Genomic DNA, 18,189 nt, shown 5'->3' with positions numbered 1-18,189 from the left:
TGCATTTTGACTAAATCTATAAATTTTCCTGCCAAGTTTATTGAACGCATCGAGAAAGATCTCCCCGATGATTTAAGCTTGGCTAGCTTCAAAGAAATTTGCCAGCAAGAGATGCGTAAAAGCATCAGGGTGAATACTCTAAAAATTAGCGTTAAAGAGTTTTTGCAGTTAGCTAATAGCAATCAATGGCAGCTAGAACCTATACCATGGTGCTCTACTGGTTTTTGGATCACCCGAGAGGATGAATCACTCTCGCTTGGCAACACCGCTGAGCACCAAGCAGGCTTGTTCTATATTCAAGAAGCCAGTTCCATGTTGCCAGTAAGCGCGCTATTTCATTGTTATCAAGCAGATGAAAATAGCTTATTGCTGGATGCTGCGGCAGCGCCAGGTTCAAAAACCACACAAATTGCTGCTGAGCTTCAAGGTAGAGGCGCGATTGTTGCCAATGAATATTCTGCCAGTCGAGTAAAAGTACTTAGCGCCAATTTATTGCGCTGCGGGGTAAGAAATGTAGCTGTTACCCACTTTAGCGCTGAAGTATTTGGTACTTGGATGAGTGAGCAATTCGATGCCATTTTGCTCGACGCCCCCTGCTCTGGCGAAGGAACTTTACGAAAAGATCCTCAAGCCTTAGACAACTGGAGTGAGCAACATGTTGATGAGATTTCGAAGCTTCAAACCGACTTACTAGAAAGTGCACTGCAAGCTTTAAAGCCCGAAGGCTTGCTTGTCTATTCAACCTGTACCTTAAATCAACAAGAAAATCAGCAAGTCATCAACAATATTGCCGACAAATACCCAGACAGTTTTTCAACAGTCAACCTCGAAGGGCTGTTTGAAAATAGCAACAAAGCACTTACCCCCGAGGGCTATTTGCATGTTTGGCCGCAATACTATGACAGTGAAGGTTTTTTTGTAGCAGCACTTCGCAAAAATACAGGCAGCATTGATACTCCGATGATTAACAAGCGTATTAAGCCTTTTTCCTACCAACCAGCAACTAAAAAACAACAAGTTACAATAGCGCAGCACTTTAGCTCTCAGTTTGGAGTTACTTTTCCCGAAAACTATAGTGTATTTACCAAAGCTAACGATTATTGGTTACTTCCCGATAGCTTTTTACCAGTAAAAGATGAAATGCGATTTGAGCGAGTTGGGCTTAAGCTAGCTGAAGAGTTTAAACATGGCTTTAGAACAAGCCACTATGCCATAACTGCACTTGGGCATTTGGTCTCAAAGAACAGAGTGGAATTAGATGCAGAACAAGCTCATCATTTTTATCAAGGGAAAGACATAGCTTACCCCAATACCAATAAAGGCGAAGTAGCCTTAAGTTATCAAGGCTATGTTATTGGCTTGGGTAAATGGGTAAGAAACAAAGTTAAAAACTCTTACCCAAGAGAGCTGGTGAAAGACAAAGGACTAGCCTGAACTTGCAAAGCCCACCGCTAGGTCTACACTTAAAAGACTATTAGCGCAAGGCTCTACACAGAGCCATTCCCCTACGCTCCGCTCAGGGACTAGAGTGGAGCTGTTTTTTTAAGGCTTAGCCAAGCTAAACAAATCAAAAAAGTTTTGGGTGGTTTGCTCCGCCACTTCTTCTAAACTGATCCCTTTTATTTTAGCTAAACACTCAGCAACCTGACGCGTATAAGCAGGTTGATTTTCTTCACCTCTAAAAGGGATTGGCGCTAAATACGGGCTGTCGGTTTCTACTAAAATCCTATCTAGTGGAATTTGCTTAAAGGTTTGTTGCAACTCTTTTGCAGAGTTAAAACTAATAATCCCAGAAGCTGATATATAAAAACCCATCTCAATGGCTGCTTCAGCCATTTCTAAGCTCTCAGTAAAACAGTGAAGAACGCCCTTACATTGCTCTGCTTTGTGTTCCTTAAGCAATCGTAAGGTATCTTCTCTGGCATCGCGAGTATGAATAATTAACGGTTTATTGTGTTTAACCGCTAGCTTTATTTGCTCAATAAAAACTCGCTGCTGTAACTCTTTATGTTCTTTAGCATAAAAGTAATCTAAGCCTGTTTCACCAACAGCAACCACTTTGGGATGCGATAAATAGGCTTCCATTTTATCAAGATCAAACTCTTGGTCCTGAACGTAAAGTGGATGCATACCGCAAGAAGCAAAAACTTGATCAAAGTCTTGCACTTTTTCCATCATGCTTGGGAATTTTTCTGGTGAGATAGCCACGGCAAGGCAGTAATCCACGCCAGCATCTTTTGCTTTAGCTAAAGCATCTGCTACGTTTACATGCTTACCTTGATAATCAAGTCTGTCTAAATGGCAATGTGAATCTACTAACACGTCCTTTAATCCTTAAATCGTGCGAACAGCGGGTATAGCTGTTGGCCAACATTTAGGCCTGGATACTCTTCTATTTGTTTAACTAGCTTAAGCCAATCTTGATAAGCTAAGTCAATGGTTTTATCTGTTGTATTGGTTACCGCAAACTGAGGGAAATCTTCTTTAACCGCTAAGCCCTTAGCTAGGCTAAAAGACAGCATTAAACAGTGACCTAACCATTGTAAACAACTAGCTTGTTTGTGGATCAAATCGGCAAGTTTATTGGGTTTTGCATCAACCATAAGTTGGTACTGATGAATAAACTGCTCTAGTTGAGAAAACTGCTGCTCGCGATAAAACTCTTTAACTTGAATCGGTGAACCATTACAAAAACGATAAATGAGCGCAAAGTTTTCATCTACCCTCACCTTTTGTTTTATCAACCATTGTTTAACCCAGATCTGCTCTGGAGTACTAATACTTAACACCTGACAGCGGCTCAAAATGGTCGGCATCGCTTTAAAGGGTAAATGATTAATTAAAATGAAATGAGTTGATGCTACCGGTTCTTCTAAGGTTTTTAACAAGGCATTATTTGAAGCGCTGTTTAGCAAACTAATGTCACTGATGATGGCAACCTTTGAAGAGCCAAAACTGCTGGTTTGGTTAGCCCATAGGCTCAATGCACGAATGTCATCTACTTTAGGTTTTTCCTGCTCTAGCAAAAACAAACTTCCGTGGGCACCTGATTCTACCAACTGGCAACTATGACATTGATTACAAGCTTGATGCTTTTGCTCACTGCATAAAATAGTTTTAGCTACAAACTTTGCTAACTGTAATTTGCCTAAGCCTTTTTCCCCACGAAGCAAAAGGCTTTGCGGAAAGCTATCTTCACTAAGCTGATGTGATAGCTGTTTCCATGCCTGACCTAACCAAGGTGAACTCATTATATCAACCGTTTAAAGTGCGACTAGATAGTTATTGAGTGCAGCATGAATGTCTGCTGCGACTTTCTCTATGCTTTGGCTAGCATCAATCTTAAGGATGTTGTCTTTTGATTCCGCCTGCCTAAGATAAACTGCACGGCTGCGTTCAAAAAAGCTCAAGGCTTGCTGCTCAATTCTATCTAACTCACCACGGCTTCTGGCGCGGCTTAGTCCCAAACTAGGTTCAATATCTAGATATAAAGTTAAGTCTGGTTCAAAGTCACCAATAGCAATCTGCTTAATGGCGCTAAGCTTGTCTACACCTAGCTCTCTGCCGCCACCTTGATAAGCTTGAGAGCTCAAATCATGGCGATCGCCAACTACCCATTTCCCTGCCGCTAAAGCAGGTTTAATGCGGGTTTCAACCAACTGTGCTCGAGCAGCATACATTAGTAGCAGCTCAGTACAGTCGCACACCTGCTCACCATCAACGCCCTGCTTAACAATTGTGCGTAAAGATTCAGCAATAGGAGTACCACCGGGCTCACGGGTATTAATAAATTCTATACCCTGTTGTGTTAACAAAGCTTGAATCGCTGCTACAGCAGTGCTTTTACCTGCACCTTCTAAGCCTTCAATTACTACAAATTTTCCACGCGTCATAATAGTTATTTCTTTAATATGTATTTTCTAACTGCGCGATTATGCTCAGCCAAATTTTTAGAAAAATAATGCTCACCACCACCTTTAGCCACAAAATAGTAGTAATTAGATTGCTCGGGATTTAACGCCGCGATAATCGCGTCTTCGCTGGCCATGGCAATAGGCGTTGGCGGAAGAGCACGAATAACATAGGTATTGTAAGGCGTCGCTTCACGTAAATCTTTGCGACGAATATTACCGTCGTAACGATCTCCCATGCCGTAGATAACCGTAGGGTCGGTTTGCAAGCGCATGCCTTTATTAAGACGATTTACAAAGACCGAAGCAATTCGTGGTCGCTCAAACTTAGCGCCTGTTTCTTTTTCGATAATTGATGCCAGAATCAGTGCTTCATAGGGATTTTTAAGCGGAACCTCTTGGTTACGTTTATCCCATTGCTCCGCTAATACTTTATCCAAAGCTAGCTTAGCGCGTCTTACGATCTTTTCGGCGGAGGTATTGTTAACAAAGAAGTATGTTTCGGGTAACAACAAACCTTCTAATTTGCCCTGCTCTACTTCAAGCCAGGCTAATAGTTCTTGCTCTGTTTTATCGCTAGGTGTGATGCCTTTGGTTTGATTTAACTTTTCCCAAAACTGCTGAAAAGTTTCACCTTCAATGAGGCTTACTTTAAATTGCACCACTTTGCCGCTGGCGAGTATTTGGCTTAACTGAGCATAACTAAGCTCTTCATCTAGCTGGTACAAACCTTTTTTAATCGCGCTATGCTGAGGATGAAGCTTAAACCATACACGTAGCCACCAGGTATCTTGCTCAGCATCAGCGAATACTTGCTGGGCCGCCCGATAAATATTGGAGCCAGCTCCAACTGAAATCTGTTGAACTTGGCTAGTTCTGGGCAACTCCCATTGCTCAACTAAATAATTATCAAACCACTTATATGAAAAGAAACCAGCAATTAGCGAAAAGCTGATAAAACCAAGTATTACTTTACGAAGCATGTGTCACCAAATTTTGGAACCAACGACAAACAGGAAAGCGCTGATAGTTGCGCTGGTTAAAGGTATTAACGGGTGCAAACTGCAGTACAGCGTTGCTGACAAATATTTCATCGGCAGACTGTAAATCTGCTAGTTGAAATTTACCGACGCTCATTTGATAGGGAGAATCAGCCACATTATCAAGCAAAAACTGGCGCTGCACACCGGCCACGCCGGCGCCATCAAGATCACTGGTATATATAACTTTACCCTTAATCCAGAATAAGTTAGAAGCAACACCCTCTACAACGCGATCAAAAATATCACAACAAACCAAATCGGAAAGTTCTGCTAGATCGGCTTCTCTTTTTAATTGCACTTGTTCTAAACGATTAAGCGTTTTTATCGACGAAAATGCGCTACCGCTAGCTAAACGCTGCTTGGCAATACCGAGAGTAATCCCTTTGTCTCTAAGGCTCAAATAACTTTCTGGAAAGTCAGACAAGGTCATCAAAACATTCGGTTGTACGAGTTCAGGTAGTCCGTAGCCCCTTCCGCCTTCACCTCGAGTTACCACTATTTTTAATACAGCATGACTTTTGTCACTGGCAAGCCTATCAGCTTGTTGTTTAATCTGAACAAAATCGAGGTCAGGAAAAGCAAGCTGCTGCTGGGCACCTTGTAAACGTTGTTGGTGATAATTCCACAGTTTTACTTCACCAGACTGTACCAGCATACTAGTGAAAAAACCGTCACCATAGTTTAAGCCACGGTCAAACTTTGACAAAGAAGCGTCTGACAAACTCAACAATCCTAGATATAAAAAAGCCCGATGATAACATCAGGCTTTCATTTGCTATAGCGCTGTAAGTTGATTAGGCATCAATTTTCTTGAATACCAATGAACCATTAGTGCCGCCAAAACCAAAAGAATTAGACAGAGCGTATTCAATTTTGGCCTCGCGCGCTTTGCCTACAACATAATCCAAGTCACAACCTTCACTTGGGTTTTCCAAGTTAATAGTTGGAGGAGCAATTTGGTCGCGAATCGCCAAGATAGACACAATGGCTTCAACCGCGCCTGCAGCACCCAATAGGTGACCGGTCATAGATTTGGTAGAGCTAACCAATACTTCTTTTGCATGCTCGCCAAAAACTGACTTAACAGCTTGAGTCTCGGCTACATCACCGGCTGGCGTTGAAGTACCGTGAGCATTGATGTAATCAATTTCTGAAGCATCGATGCCAGCATCTTTAATTGCAGCAGCCATAGAGCGAGCAGCGCCATCACCGTCTGCTGGTGGCGATGTCATGTGGTAAGCATCACCACTCATACCAAAACCAACCAGTTCGGCATAAATTTTTGCACCACGTGCTTTAGCGGCTTCGTATTCTTCTAAAACAACCACACCAGCGCCATCACCTAATACAAAACCGTCGCGGTCTTGATCCCAAGGGCGGCTAGCTTTGGTTGGGTCATCATTTCGAGTAGACAAAGCTTTTGCTGCGCCAAAGCCACCCATTCCAAGATGAGTAGAGGCTTTTTCTGCACCGCCGGCTAACATTACGCTAGCATCGCCATAGGCAATCATACGCGCGGCAAGACCAATCGCATGGGCACCGGTAGTACAAGCGGTGGTCACGGCAATGTTAGGGCCTTTTAGACCTTTCATAATTGAAAGGTGACCTGCAACCATATTAATAATGGTTGATGGAACAAAAAACGGACTGATCTTACGAGGTCCATTTTTTAAATAATTTTCATGATTCTGTTCAATTAAACCAAGGCCACCAATGCCTGATCCAATTGATACCCCAATGCTGTCTGCATTTTCCTCGGTAACTTCAATACCGGCATCATCAAACGCCATTAGGCCTGCTGCGATTCCGTATTGAATAAACGCATCCATTTTGCGTGCGTCTTTCTTACTCATGAACTCTTCAACATTGAAGTCTTTTACCAAACCTGCAAAACGGGTTGGGAAAGATTCTGTATCAAAGTGTTCGATAGGGCCAATGCCACTTTGGCCAGCTTTAAGGGCTTGCCAAGTTAATTCAGCGGTATTACCTACTGGTGATAGTGCACCAATACCAGTAACAACGACTCTACGCTTAGTCACTGAAATGCCTCCAAGGGGGGATTTACTTATCTTAGGGGGATGCAAAATGGGCGACTGATGCCGCCCACTTTTTTATTAATCTTGATTATTTAGAACGTAATCAATTGCAGCTTGAACAGTTGTGATCTTCTCAGCTTCTTCATCAGGGATTTCAGTATCGAATTCTTCTTCTAAAGCCATAACCAATTCAACTGTATCCAAAGAGTCAGCGCCTAAATCGTCAACGAATGAAGCTTCGTTTTTAACTTCGTCTTCGCTTACACCTAGTTGCTCGATGATGATTTTTTTAACACGTTCTTCAATTGCACTCATGACAATATTTTTCCTTAGTAAATACGCTTCTGCGTTGTTGCGATAGTGTATTCAAACCGAATTACTTTGCAAGTCTAACCGTAGTGGTCTAACCACGTTTTTCGTAGTTATTTTTATAAAAAACTTGCGATCTATCAATTTTTTGCACATTTTTTAAGCCACTGCTTAAACCATGTACATCCCGCCATTAACGTGAATAGTTTCACCAGTAATATAGGCAGCATCGTCGCTTGCTAAAAAAGCAACCGTTTTGGCGATTTCTTCAGCATCACCTAAACGCGCCATAGGCACCTGCGACAAGATAGCACCACGTTGATTCTCGTCAAGTGCTCGAGTCATATCTGTTTCAATAAAACCCGGAGCAATTGCATTTACTGTGATCCCACGAGAAGCCACTTCACGCGCTAACGAGCGAGTGAAACCTAATACTCCGGCTTTAGCTGCTGAATAGTTAGCTTGGCCAGCGTTACCCATGGTACCTACTACTGAACCAATGCTAATGATACGGCCATTGCGTTTTTTCATCATTGCACGTAACACCGCTTTGCTTAAACGGAAAATAGAGGTTAAGTTGGTAGAAATAATATCTTCCCACTCATCATCTTTCATACGCATTAATAGGTTGTCGCGGGTAATACCAGCGTTGTTCACTAAAATGTCGATATCGCCATACTTTGCTTTAATATCAGCAAATAATTGAGCAATTGAGTCGCTTGATGTTACATCTAAGGCTAAACCAGTACCATTTTCGCCTAGGTAGGCAGCAATCGCTTCGGCACCTTTCTCTGAAGTAGCAGTTCCTATAACTGTTGCGCCTCGAGCTACCAGCGTTTCAGCGGTTGCTCGGCCAATACCACGGCTTGCGCCAGTTACTAAGGCAACTTTACCTTGTAGAGACATTGAATATTCCTCGTTACTTATTATCTAAAGCAGTTTTAATAGAAGTTACATCATTAATCGCTGCAGCAACTAATGGCTTGTGGATCCGCTTAACTAAGCCACTAAGAACTTTACCCGGCCCACACTCGTATACAGTTTCAATTCCACGGGCCGCCATTGCTTCTACACTTTCGGTCCAGCGAACTGGGCTGTAGAGTTGTTTGATAAGCGCTAGCTTTATTGCTTTTGCATCTCGCTCTATTGCCACATCGACGTTGTTAATCACATCGAATTTTGGCTCAGAGAATGAAATTCCTTCAATGTATCCTGCTAATTCATCTGCAGCAGGTTGCATTAAGGCACAGTGCGAAGGCACGCTTACTGGCAGTGGTAATGCTCGTTTAGCGCCAGCTTCTTTACATAATACATTGGCGCGGTCTACTGCTTCTTTATGTCCAGCAATAACCACTTGGCCAGGAGAATTGAAGTTAACCGCAGTGACTACTTGGTCCTCAGCGGCTTTCTCACAGGCTTCGATAATCTCCTGATTACCTAAACCAATAATGGCAGACATAGCACCAACACCGGCTGGAACCGCTTTTTGCATCAACTGACCGCGATATTCAACTAACTTAAGGGCGTCTGCAAAGTCTAGTACACCGGCACAAGTAAGCGCAGAGTACTCACCTAAACTATGGCCAGCTAAAACGGCAGGTTTGGTGCCGCCTAACTCATTCCATAAACGCCACAAGGCAACAGAAGCAGTTAACAAAGCAGGTTGAGTGCGACTGGTTTCGTTCAAATCTTCTGCAGGGCCATTGGCGATTAATCCTGCTAAATCATAACCAAGCACGTCTGATGCTTGTTTAAAGGTATCAGCAACTACCGGATACTCACTAATAAGCTCGGCTAACATGCCAACGCTTTGTGAGCCTTGTCCTGGAAATACAAATGCTAATTTACTCATCATCTATCCTAATAATTAAAATCTAACTAGGGCACTGCCCCACGCAAAACCACCACCAAATGCTTCTAGTAATACTAGCTGGCCTCGTTGAATACGCCCGTCGGTTACGGCTTCATCTAAAGCAATGGGTACAGAGGCCGCTGATGTATTGCCATGTCGGTCTAAAGTAAGCACCACTTTATCTAACGGCATAGCAAGCTTTTTAGCGGTAGCTTTAATAATTCTGAAATTGGCTTGGTGTGGCACCAACCAATCTAATTCGGCTTTTTCGATGCCGTTGGCAGCAAGCGTTTCTGTCACAATTTCGCTTAAGCGAGTTACCGCAACTTTGAAGACTTCGTTACCGCTCATGGTCATATACGACTCCATTTCGGTGCCTGACATACCACGTTGCGGGTGTGGAAGTTTAAGCAAATCGCCGTAACGGCCATCTGCATGAATATGTGTAGACAATAGCCCAGGCTCTTCACTTGCACCAAGTAACACAGCCCCAGCACCATCACCAAATAAAATAATGGTAGAACGGTCTTCTGGATTACACATGTGCGACAACTTGTCGGCACCAATAACCAGTGCCTTTTTCACCAAACCACTTTTTATGTACTGGTCGGCAACACTTAAGGCATAAGTAAATCCTGCACATGCCGCAGCAATATCAAAAGCAGGTACTCCTGGAAGTTCTAGCTTTGCCTGAACCTCACAAGCTGCTGCAGGAAATGCATTCTCGCTCGAGGTGGTGGCAAGGATAATAAGCCCGATGTCGTTCTTATCTATACCGGCTCTTTCAATGGCTAATTCAGCAGCGAATGCGCCCATATCAGCAACTGACTCATTATTACCAGCAATTCGGCGTTCTTTAATACCGGTACGGTCAGTAATCCATTGATCACTGGTTTCTACCATTTGCTCAAGATCTGAGTTAGTTCTAACATTCGTTGGCAGATAACTACCTGTAGATAATATTTTTGAGTACATAAAAGACTTAATGCTTATCAATTAATAAAGATTCAAGTTTGTCGGTAATACGGCTTGGAACTTGCTGTTGTATCTCGGCGACGGCTTGGTGAATAGCTTGCAAAAATGCCTTTTCATCGGCATGCCCATGACTCTTAATTACAATGCCGCGCAATCCTAACAGACTCGCTCCATTATACTGGTCGGGGTTCAGCTGTTTTAATTGAGATTTTAAGCTCGGCAAAAACAACTTGAGTATAAACCTCGCGAACCAGTTTACGTCAAATTGTTTCTTTAATTTAGCCAGTATCAGTTGGGAAACACCTTCGGCTGTTTTTAGCGCAACATTGCCTACAAAACCATCACAAACGATGACGTCTGCTTTACCACTAAATATCTGATTCCCCTCAACAAAGCCAATGTAATTAATCGCGCTTGAGTTTTCAAGAAGTTGCGCGGTTTGTTTTACAACGTCATTACCCTTTATTTGTTCTTCACCAATATTTAACAAAGCGACTCGTGGTTTAGGTAGGCCCCAAACACTTTCCGCTAATGACGCACCCATTACGGCAAATTGCATTAATACTTCCGAATCACAACTTGAGTTAGCGCCTAAATCTAATAACAGGCTGCCTTGGCCGTTCTCTTCGGGTAGATGAGTCACTAGAGCTGGTCGCTCTATACCAGGTAACAACTTAAGAACTACTTTGGCCATTGCCATTAACGCGCCTGTGTTACCGGCGCTAACGCATGCATCAGCTTGTTGTTGATGAACTAAATCAAGAGCTAAGCGCATTGAAGATTGGCGTCTAGAACGCAATGCAGTAATAGGTTTATCGTTGGCGGAAACAACTTGGCTGGAATGAACAAACTCTAAGCGAGGGTGCTGAGAGATTTGCTGCTCTATTAACAGGGAGTTAATAAAGTGCTTGTCGCCGATTAAGGTAACATGCAAATGAGGGTAATAGTTAAGTGCCTGCGCAACGGCAGGCACTGTAACATGGGGGCCAACATCGCCCCCCATTGCATCAACTGCAATAGTAAGTTTTTGCAAAATGCAAAAATTTACTTGTTGATTACCTTGTTACCGCGGTAGTAACCGTCAGCAGTAACATGGTGACGACGGTGAAGCTCACCTGAAGTAGCGTCAGTTGTTAATGCAACATTGTTTTCGATCGCATCGTGTGAACGACGCATGCCACGTCTTGAACGTGTAACTTTACTTTTCTGAACAGCCATTGACCCAGTCTCCTAGTCTTTCTTTTTTAAACTTTGTAACACTGCAAACGGATTTGGTTTAGATTCTTCCTCTACAACGTCAATTTCACCAAATACTTGTTCGTTTTGCTGTACCTTGCAATCCTCTATCGGATGTTTAGGAATGATTGGCAACGCTAATAACAACTCGTCTTCAATCAATTCAGCCACTAAAAAGTAGTTGTCTTCATTTAATTGTAGTGGTTCGTAATCTTCTGGTAACTCTTCCACTTGCGATTCATCGCAGACTGGCGAGTAAGTAAACTCAACATCAATAGCGTAACTAAAAGTTTCACTACAACGTTGGCACTCTAACTCCACCTCAGCTAACGCTTTGCCTTGAACGACAACCAATCCTTGCGGATCAGTTCCAAAGCGCAACCAGACGTCTACATCACTATTCACTTTCAAGGTTGCATCGCTAAAACGAGGCAATCGTTTGATCTCGAGGAAGCCCTCATAATCTAACTTTCGCTTAGCCGTCTTAAACGGGTCAATCTCTACTGGTAATTTCACTTTTTGCATAAGGCGCGCATAATATAGTTACACTCAGTGATAGTCAAAACAATTTGTGCTTTTTTACTGCCTTTAAAGTATCGCTATCGCTAAAGATTGCGTTTAAAATCAGCAGACTGTTAATTTTGGTTAAAAAACGATGGATAATCGACTAATTCTTGCCTCAAGCTCTGCTTACAGAAAACAACTCTTACAAAAAGTTTGCCCTACATTTGATTGCTTCAATCCTGATATTGATGAATCGCCGCAGCATGGCGAAACACCTGAACAATTAGTTTTACGTTTAGCTGAACAAAAAGCGCTTGCTGGTCAAACTCTCTTTCCCAAGCATCTGATTATAGGCTCTGATCAAGTTTGCTGCATTAATGGTGAAATTGTAGGTAAACCGGGTAATCATCAAAATGCGGTTGCACAATTAAAAGCAGCCAGTGGTCAAGCGATCACCTTTTATACCGGCTTAGCACTTTACAATAGTGATACTCAGCAAATGCAAAGCCTAGTGGATACCTTTGAAGTAGGCTTTAGAGAACTCTCCGACAACCTCATAGAGCATTACTTAAACGTAGAGCAACCCTATAACTGTGCCGGAAGCTTTAAAAGTGAAGGAGCTGGAATAGTGTTATTCAAGCATTTAAGGGGTGACGACCCAAATACCTTAATTGGCCTTCCTTTAATTAAGCTTTGTAGTTTATTAGAAAGCCAAGGTTTTAGATTACTAGCTTAGTGAAAAGAAAAAGGAGCTAAGCTCCTTTTTCTTTAAAACCCACTACAAAGGATCAAGCTGATCACAAAAGCGTTTTAAACTTGGCTCTAAAGGCGCGGTTAAATGCATTTCTTTTTGGGTTGCCGGGTGCTCAAAGCGTATTTGCCAGGCGTGCAAAAACAAACGATTCAATCCTTTTGCCTCTGTCGCGGCCAGCAAAGCCTTATCGGTATACTTATCGTCTCCGGCAATGCTATGCCCTTCATATAAGCTGTGCACGCGTATTTGATGCGTTCTGCCAGTCACCGGGCTTGCTTTCATGAGCGTCATATCGGCAAACCTGCGCTCAATACGATAGCGAGTAAACGAAGGCTTTCCTTCCGCTTGATCAACAATAACAATTCGCTCACCCGATGCCACTGCGTTTTTACGTAATGGCGCATCTACTGTTCTTACTGATTTTGGCCATTGACCATGCACTAAGGTTAGATAGTCTTTTTGAACAACCTTTTCTCTTAACTGGCGATGCATCTCGCGCAGGGCACTGCGTTTTTTGGCAATCACCAACAAACCAGAAGTATCACGGTCTATTCGATGAACCAGCTCTAAATAGCGACAATCTTGGCGTAATGAGCGCAAAGCTTCGATAACGCCGAAGCTTAAACCACTGCCACCATGTACAGCCATTCCAGAAGGCTTATTAAGTACCAGTAAACTGTCATCTTCATAAACAATTTGTTGTTCTAACTGAACAACCTGATTGAGCTTGTTAGATGGTAAGCCTGTTTCCTCAGAAACACGGATAGGCGGGATTCTGACGATATCTTCTGCCACTATCTTATATTCGGGTTTAACGCGTTTTTTGTTAACCCTAACCTCCCCTTTACGCAAAATGCGATAAATACGACTTTTAGGTACCCCTTTTAGCCGTTTTAATAGGAAGTTATCTATTCTTTGTCCAGCCTCGTCGTCACTAACCGTGACCATCTGAACTGCTTTATTTTCGGTATTCATAGCAAAAATTGTAACATGCTCATAAATAATTTGATGGAAAAATATAGCTTTGCTATATTTGTAAGGCTTAAAGTGCCCGTTTTTAAAGGTTTTCCTTATTTGGCACCGTATTCGAAGCGCATTATTTTGTAAATTATGACGCTGTCGAAACTAAGAATTTTCATAGCAACCTGATAGGCAATCACAATTATTTGCCTTAAATCAAAGCTATATAGAATAGATTGTAAAGTTCGGCAAGCTAAGTTTGCGGGACTCATATTTATACAAGCGCCAAAATGCGCCCTAAGGACTAGAGAAGCTAACCGGGAGGTTACCTATACGCTCTTACATTAAACACAGGGTCTGGCCATTTAAGGCAGGTTAATTGCTGTCCATGAGGTTGTTTAAATCAAACAAACCCCAAGGCAACATAAATGAAAAGAATGTTAATTAATGCAATGCAGCTAGAAGAGATGCGCGTTGCATTGGTCGATGGCCAACGGCTATACGATCTAGACATAGAAAGTCCTGGTCACGAACAGAAAAAAGCGAATATTTACAAAGGCAAAATTACCCGCGTAGAGCCAAGTTTAGAAGCTGCATTTGTTGACTACGGCGCAGAGCGTCATGGTTTCCTTCCAATGAAGGAAATTGCTCGCGAATACTTCCCAGAAGGCTACGTCTATCAAGGACGCCCAAGCATCAAGGAAGTAGTTAAAGAAGGCCAAGAAGTCATCGTTCAAATCGATAAAGAAGAACGTGGCAACAAAGGCGCAGCTTTAACTACTTTTATAAGCTTAGCGGGTAGCTACTTAGTATTAATGCCAAATAACCCTCGTGCAGGTGGTATTTCTCGCCGTATCGAAGGTGATGAACGCACTCAGCTTAAAGAAGCAATGAATGGTCTTGAATTACCAAATGGCATGGGACTTATCGTTCGTACTGCTGGCGTTGGTAAATCTGCTGAAGAGCTTCAATGGGATCTAAAAGTACTGCTTAATCACTGGGGCGCTATTACAGATGCTTCAGAGTCTAAGTCAGCTCCTTTCCTTATACACCAAGAAAGCAATGTAATTGTTCGCGCAATCCGTGATTACTTACGTCGTGATGTTGGCGAAATTCTCATCGATAATAAAACCATCTTTGATCAAGCCAAAAAGCACATTGAGTTGGTTCGCCCAGACTTCGTAAGCCGTGTAAAGCGTTACGAAGGCGAAGTACCAATGTTCAATCATTACCAGATTGAATCGCAAATCGAATCAGCTTTCCAACGCGAAGTGCGCCTTCCATCAGGCGGCTCGATTGTCATTGATCCAACTGAAGCCTTAACCTCAATTGATATCAACTCTGCTCGTGCAACTAAGGGCGGAGATATTGAAGAAACAGCACTGCAAACCAACTTGGAAGCATCAGACGAAATTGCTCGCCAACTTCGCTTGCGTGACTTAGGCGGCCTAGTCGTTATCGATTTTATCGATATGACGCCGGTTAAAAACCAACGTGAAGTAGAAAATCGCTTCCGTGAAGCAGTACGCCAAGACCGAGCTCGTGTTCAAGTTGGTCGTATTTCACGCTTCGGTTTATTAGAAATGTCTCGCCAACGCCTACGTCCATCACTAGGTGAATCAAGCACGCATATTTGTCCTCGCTGTAACGGCCAAGGAACAATTCGAGACAACGAGTCTTTAGCATTATCTATTCTTCGTTTGTTTGAAGAAGAAGCGCTCAAAGAGAACACCTCAGAAGTACATGCTCAAGTGCCAGTGCCTGTAGCAGCTTACTTGCTTAACGAAAAACGCGTTGCTATTAACAAGCTTGAAAAACGCCATAACGTTCGATTAGTGATTATTCCTAATCAACACATGGAAACGCCTCACTACGACGTAACCCGAGTTCGTTCTGGTGAAGAAACTCAAGAGACTAGCTATCAGCTTACCGCTGAAAACCCCTCTCCTGTTTATCAACCAAACCAAGTAGCTAAAGAGAAAATTGAGGCTGAACAACCTGTGCTGCAAGGTTTTAGTTCACCAGCGGCACCTAGTGCTCCAGCTAAAACTAGCAAACCAGCTAACAAAGCTGCTGAGCCTTCGCTGTTAACCCGTATCATCGCATTCTTTAGTGCCATGTTTGCAAGCGAAGAGAAGCCTGCTCCGAAGAAGCAAACTCGTAGCAAAAATACCCAACGAGACAAACGCAATAGTCGTCGCAACAATCAACGTGGTGATAAGCGTAATAACAAAAATCAAGAACGTCCTGAGCGCAAAGAGCGAAATGATCGAAACGAAGGTTCAAACAGTAACCGTCGCCGTAAAGATCAACGCAATAAGCCTGCGAGAGACAAGGCTGAAAATGAAACTCCACAAGAAGCTAAGCCTACTAAGCAACGCGCGCCAAAAGAGCAGAAAGAGCAGAAAGAACGTCAAGTTAAAGAACGCCGTGAGCGTCGCAACTTGCGTAAAAAGGTTCGCGTAAATGCAGAAAAGCCTAACAATGAAGCTAGTGAGCAAAAAGCTGATCAAGCAATTGTAGAGAAGCCAGTAGCTAAGAAAGCCGAGCAGGCTTCACCAAAAGCTGAAGCTCCTGTAGCGCAAACTAACGACAATGCTGAAGCGCCGAAGCCTAAGCGCCGCCGTCGCTCTTCAAGTAATGCTGGCCGTAAGCGTTTTAATGACCTACCAAAAGCAGAGACTAACGCTCAAGAATCAGCAGTTGATACTCGCTACCCTGAAAACGAAGCCAGTGCACCAATTGTAGAAGCAAAAACTGAAGCACCTGCAGTTGAAGCAAAAGCCGAAGCAACTGTTGTTGAAGCGAAAGCTGAAGCTCCTGTTGTTGAAGCTGAAGCTCCTGTTGTTGAAGCAAAAGCTGAAGCACCTGCAGTTGAAGCAAAAGCTGAAGCTCCTGTTGTTGAAGCGAAAGCTGAAGCTCCTGTTGTTGAAGCGAAAGCTGAAGCACCTGCAGTTGAAGCGAAAGCTGAAGCACCTGCAGTTGAAGCAAAAGCTGAAGCTCCTGTAGTTGAAGCAAAAGCTGAAGCACCTGCAGTTGAAGCAAAAGTTGAAGCCAAAGCTGAAGCGCCTGTTGTTGAAGCGAAAGCTGATGAAGTTAAAGTTGATGCGGTTAAAGCTGAAGTTAAGCCAAAGCGTAGCAACCGCGGCAAATTAAAGCCTAGCAAAGTAGAAGGTAAAGGTAATGCTTCTGCAGTAATGGCAAAACCTGCTGCTGTAGTGCCTGCACCTAAATCAGAACAGACCGAAGAAGTCGTTAAAAAGCCTTATGTACGTAAGCCGATTACTGTTGGTTCTCGTCGCGTGCAATCAAGCAGCTCTAGTACTTCTGCACAAAGCCCTATGAGTAAACCAAACTAATAGACCTTTGACAGATAAATAACTAAAAAGGCCAGCAACATGCTGGCCTTTTTAATGCTCTTTGTCCCGTCCGGAAATAGGTTGACATAAAGAGGACTTCTTTATGACAACACCCATTAACTCAAGCCCTAAGCGCACACAACGAGATTACACCTTAGCCTTTAAATTAGGTGTCGTAGAGCGCGTCGAAAAAGGCGAAATGACTTACAAACAAGCTCAAGCCCGATTTGGCATTCAGGGGCGTTCAACAGTACTGGTTTGGCTCAGAAAACATGGTAGGCTTGATTGGTCAAAACCATTTCAGCATCCCCTTATGCCTAATTCAAAAGAAACGCCAGCCGAAACAATCAAGCGCCTTGAGCGTGAGTTAGCCGAAGAGAAGCTACGTAACCAAATCCTCAATGGTATGGTCGATATCATGGACAATGAATACGGAGCGGGCCTTAGAAAAAAGTACTTATCCGGTACATCTGGCAAGCGAAAACCGACAGCGAAATAAACCTAGCTGCTGCATGTCGCGCGGCGGGTATTTCACGGCAATCTATTTATCAGGCGGTCGCCCGAATGGAAAACCGTAGAGCGACGTTATCGGTCATCAAAGACTGGGTACAGTACTGGCGTAAATATATGCCGCGATTGGGTGTACGCAAGCTCTACGTGTTGATAAAGCCTAAACTCCTTGAGCACGACATTAAACTTGGACGAGATGGGCTCTTTGCCTATTTGAGACGTGATGGTTTGCTGGTTAAACCAAAGAGAAGCTTCACCAAAACGACATTCAGCAAGCACTGGATGAAGAAACATCCTAACCTGCTGAAAGAGGAAGGGTTACATGATGCAGAGCATGTACTGGTTAGCGACATAACCTATCTTGAATCAGACCAAGGTGTACACTATCTGTCGCTGGTGACCGATGCTGCTTCTCGTAAAATAGTCGGTCATCACTTGAGTGAGGACATGAAAGCTGACAGCGTAGTGAAGGCCCTGAAAATGGCGGTTAAAGATAAGCGCTATATCGCTAACACGGTACACCACTCAGACCGAGGCTCACAATACTGCTCGGCAGTTTATCAGGATGARCTGTTGATAAACCAAATTCGACCCTCGATGACAGACGGTTATGATTGCTACCAAAATGCGTTGGCGGAAAGGATAAACGGAATACTGAAGCAGGAGTTTTTACTGTACCGATGTAAAACGCTTAAAGAAATGAAGATACTTGTAAAAGAATCGATAGCGATATACAACGC

Annotated in this window: 18 protein-coding genes; 4 read left to right on the top strand and 14 right to left on the bottom strand. The window is 43.2% G+C overall.

Annotated features, from left to right (window positions below):
* Window positions 1-6 precede the first annotated feature (6 nt).
* Window positions 7-1,434, top strand: a complete 1,428-nt coding sequence (rsmF, locus tag G6R11_RS17485; protein WP_163134363.1) for a 16S rRNA (cytosine(1407)-C(5))-methyltransferase RsmF — start codon at window positions 7-9, stop codon at window positions 1,432-1,434.
* A 108-nt stretch (window positions 1,435-1,542) separates the two neighbouring features.
* On the opposite strand, the gene G6R11_RS17480 is transcribed toward rsmF, so the two are convergent.
* From G6R11_RS17480 to yceD, 13 genes are all read right to left on the bottom strand, one after another.
* Window positions 1,543-2,322, bottom strand: coding sequence for a TatD family hydrolase (locus G6R11_RS17480; RefSeq protein WP_163134362.1), 780 nt, complete (start codon window positions 2,320-2,322; stop codon window positions 1,543-1,545).
* 5 nt (window positions 2,323-2,327) lie between these two features.
* Window positions 2,328-3,251 (bottom strand): hypothetical protein, encoded by a 924-nt coding sequence (locus G6R11_RS17475; protein ID WP_163134361.1) that lies wholly within the window; start codon window positions 3,249-3,251, stop codon window positions 2,328-2,330.
* A gap of 12 nt (window positions 3,252-3,263) precedes the next feature.
* The gene (tmk, locus tag G6R11_RS17470) at window positions 3,264-3,893 is read right to left on the bottom strand and encodes a dTMP kinase (protein WP_163134360.1); all 630 of its coding nucleotides are present in this window, start codon (window positions 3,891-3,893) and stop codon (window positions 3,264-3,266) included.
* 5 nt (window positions 3,894-3,898) lie between these two features.
* A complete protein-coding gene (gene mltG, locus G6R11_RS17465; RefSeq protein ID WP_163134359.1) occupies window positions 3,899-4,894 on the bottom strand; it encodes an endolytic transglycosylase MltG in 996 nt (331 codons plus the stop codon).
* Window positions 4,884-5,675 (bottom strand): aminodeoxychorismate lyase, encoded by a 792-nt coding sequence (gene pabC / locus G6R11_RS17460; protein WP_163134358.1) that lies wholly within the window; start codon window positions 5,673-5,675, stop codon window positions 4,884-4,886. Before pabC ends, mltG begins: the two co-directional genes overlap by 11 nt.
* A gap of 73 nt (window positions 5,676-5,748) precedes the next feature.
* A complete protein-coding gene (fabF, locus tag G6R11_RS17455; protein ID WP_163134357.1) occupies window positions 5,749-6,993 on the bottom strand; it encodes a beta-ketoacyl-ACP synthase II in 1,245 nt (414 codons plus the stop codon).
* A gap of 75 nt (window positions 6,994-7,068) precedes the next feature.
* The gene (gene acpP, locus G6R11_RS17450) at window positions 7,069-7,305 is read right to left on the bottom strand and encodes an acyl carrier protein (RefSeq protein ID WP_016403339.1); all 237 of its coding nucleotides are present in this window, start codon (window positions 7,303-7,305) and stop codon (window positions 7,069-7,071) included.
* A gap of 165 nt (window positions 7,306-7,470) precedes the next feature.
* Window positions 7,471-8,205 carry a 3-oxoacyl-ACP reductase FabG gene (gene fabG / locus G6R11_RS17445; RefSeq protein ID WP_163134356.1) on the bottom strand — a complete coding sequence of 245 codons (735 nt, stop codon included), beginning with the start codon at window positions 8,203-8,205 and terminating at the stop codon, window positions 7,471-7,473.
* A 13-nt stretch (window positions 8,206-8,218) separates the two neighbouring features.
* Window positions 8,219-9,151, bottom strand: a complete 933-nt coding sequence (gene fabD, locus G6R11_RS17440; RefSeq protein ID WP_163134355.1) for an ACP S-malonyltransferase — start codon at window positions 9,149-9,151, stop codon at window positions 8,219-8,221.
* 15 nt (window positions 9,152-9,166) lie between these two features.
* On the bottom strand, window positions 9,167-10,126 hold the full coding sequence (locus tag G6R11_RS17435) for a beta-ketoacyl-ACP synthase III (RefSeq protein WP_163134354.1): 960 nt from the start codon (window positions 10,124-10,126) through the stop codon (window positions 9,167-9,169).
* A gap of 7 nt (window positions 10,127-10,133) precedes the next feature.
* The gene (gene plsX, locus G6R11_RS17430) at window positions 10,134-11,159 is read right to left on the bottom strand and encodes a phosphate acyltransferase PlsX (RefSeq protein ID WP_163134353.1); all 1,026 of its coding nucleotides are present in this window, start codon (window positions 11,157-11,159) and stop codon (window positions 10,134-10,136) included.
* 11 nt (window positions 11,160-11,170) lie between these two features.
* Window positions 11,171-11,344, bottom strand: a complete 174-nt coding sequence (gene rpmF / locus G6R11_RS17425) for a 50S ribosomal protein L32 (RefSeq protein WP_016403344.1) — start codon at window positions 11,342-11,344, stop codon at window positions 11,171-11,173.
* A gap of 12 nt (window positions 11,345-11,356) precedes the next feature.
* Window positions 11,357-11,887 carry a 23S rRNA accumulation protein YceD gene (gene yceD, locus G6R11_RS17420; RefSeq protein WP_163134352.1) on the bottom strand — a complete coding sequence of 177 codons (531 nt, stop codon included), beginning with the start codon at window positions 11,885-11,887 and terminating at the stop codon, window positions 11,357-11,359.
* Window positions 11,888-12,017: 130 nt separating this feature from the next.
* Between yceD and G6R11_RS17415 the strand changes: the two genes are divergently transcribed.
* A complete protein-coding gene (locus G6R11_RS17415) occupies window positions 12,018-12,602 on the top strand; it encodes a nucleoside triphosphate pyrophosphatase (RefSeq protein ID WP_163134351.1) in 585 nt (194 codons plus the stop codon).
* A gap of 42 nt (window positions 12,603-12,644) precedes the next feature.
* On the opposite strand, the gene rluC is transcribed toward G6R11_RS17415, so the two are convergent.
* A complete protein-coding gene (gene rluC, locus G6R11_RS17410) occupies window positions 12,645-13,595 on the bottom strand; it encodes a 23S rRNA pseudouridine(955/2504/2580) synthase RluC (protein WP_163134350.1) in 951 nt (316 codons plus the stop codon).
* A gap of 413 nt (window positions 13,596-14,008) precedes the next feature.
* Between rluC and rne the strand changes: the two genes are divergently transcribed.
* Both rne and G6R11_RS17400 read left to right on the top strand, forming a co-directional pair.
* The gene (gene rne / locus G6R11_RS17405; protein ID WP_163134349.1) at window positions 14,009-16,939 is read left to right on the top strand and encodes a ribonuclease E; all 2,931 of its coding nucleotides are present in this window, start codon (window positions 14,009-14,011) and stop codon (window positions 16,937-16,939) included.
* 103 nt (window positions 16,940-17,042) lie between these two features.
* Window positions 17,043-18,189, top strand: a protein-coding gene (locus G6R11_RS17400) for an IS3 family transposase (RefSeq protein WP_163134348.1) whose coding sequence is annotated in 2 segments (ribosomal slippage) — window positions 17,043-17,394 and window positions 17,394-18,189 — 1,148 coding nt annotated over the 2 segments. Because the reading frame shifts where the segments join, the coding sequence is not laid out codon by codon here. This gene is flagged as partial in the annotation.

The sequence above is a fragment of the Agarivorans sp. Alg241-V36 genome, assembly GCF_900537085.1.
GTDB lineage: Bacteria > Pseudomonadota > Gammaproteobacteria > Enterobacterales > Celerinatantimonadaceae > Agarivorans.
This window is presented reverse-complemented; position numbering and strand designations above follow the sequence as displayed.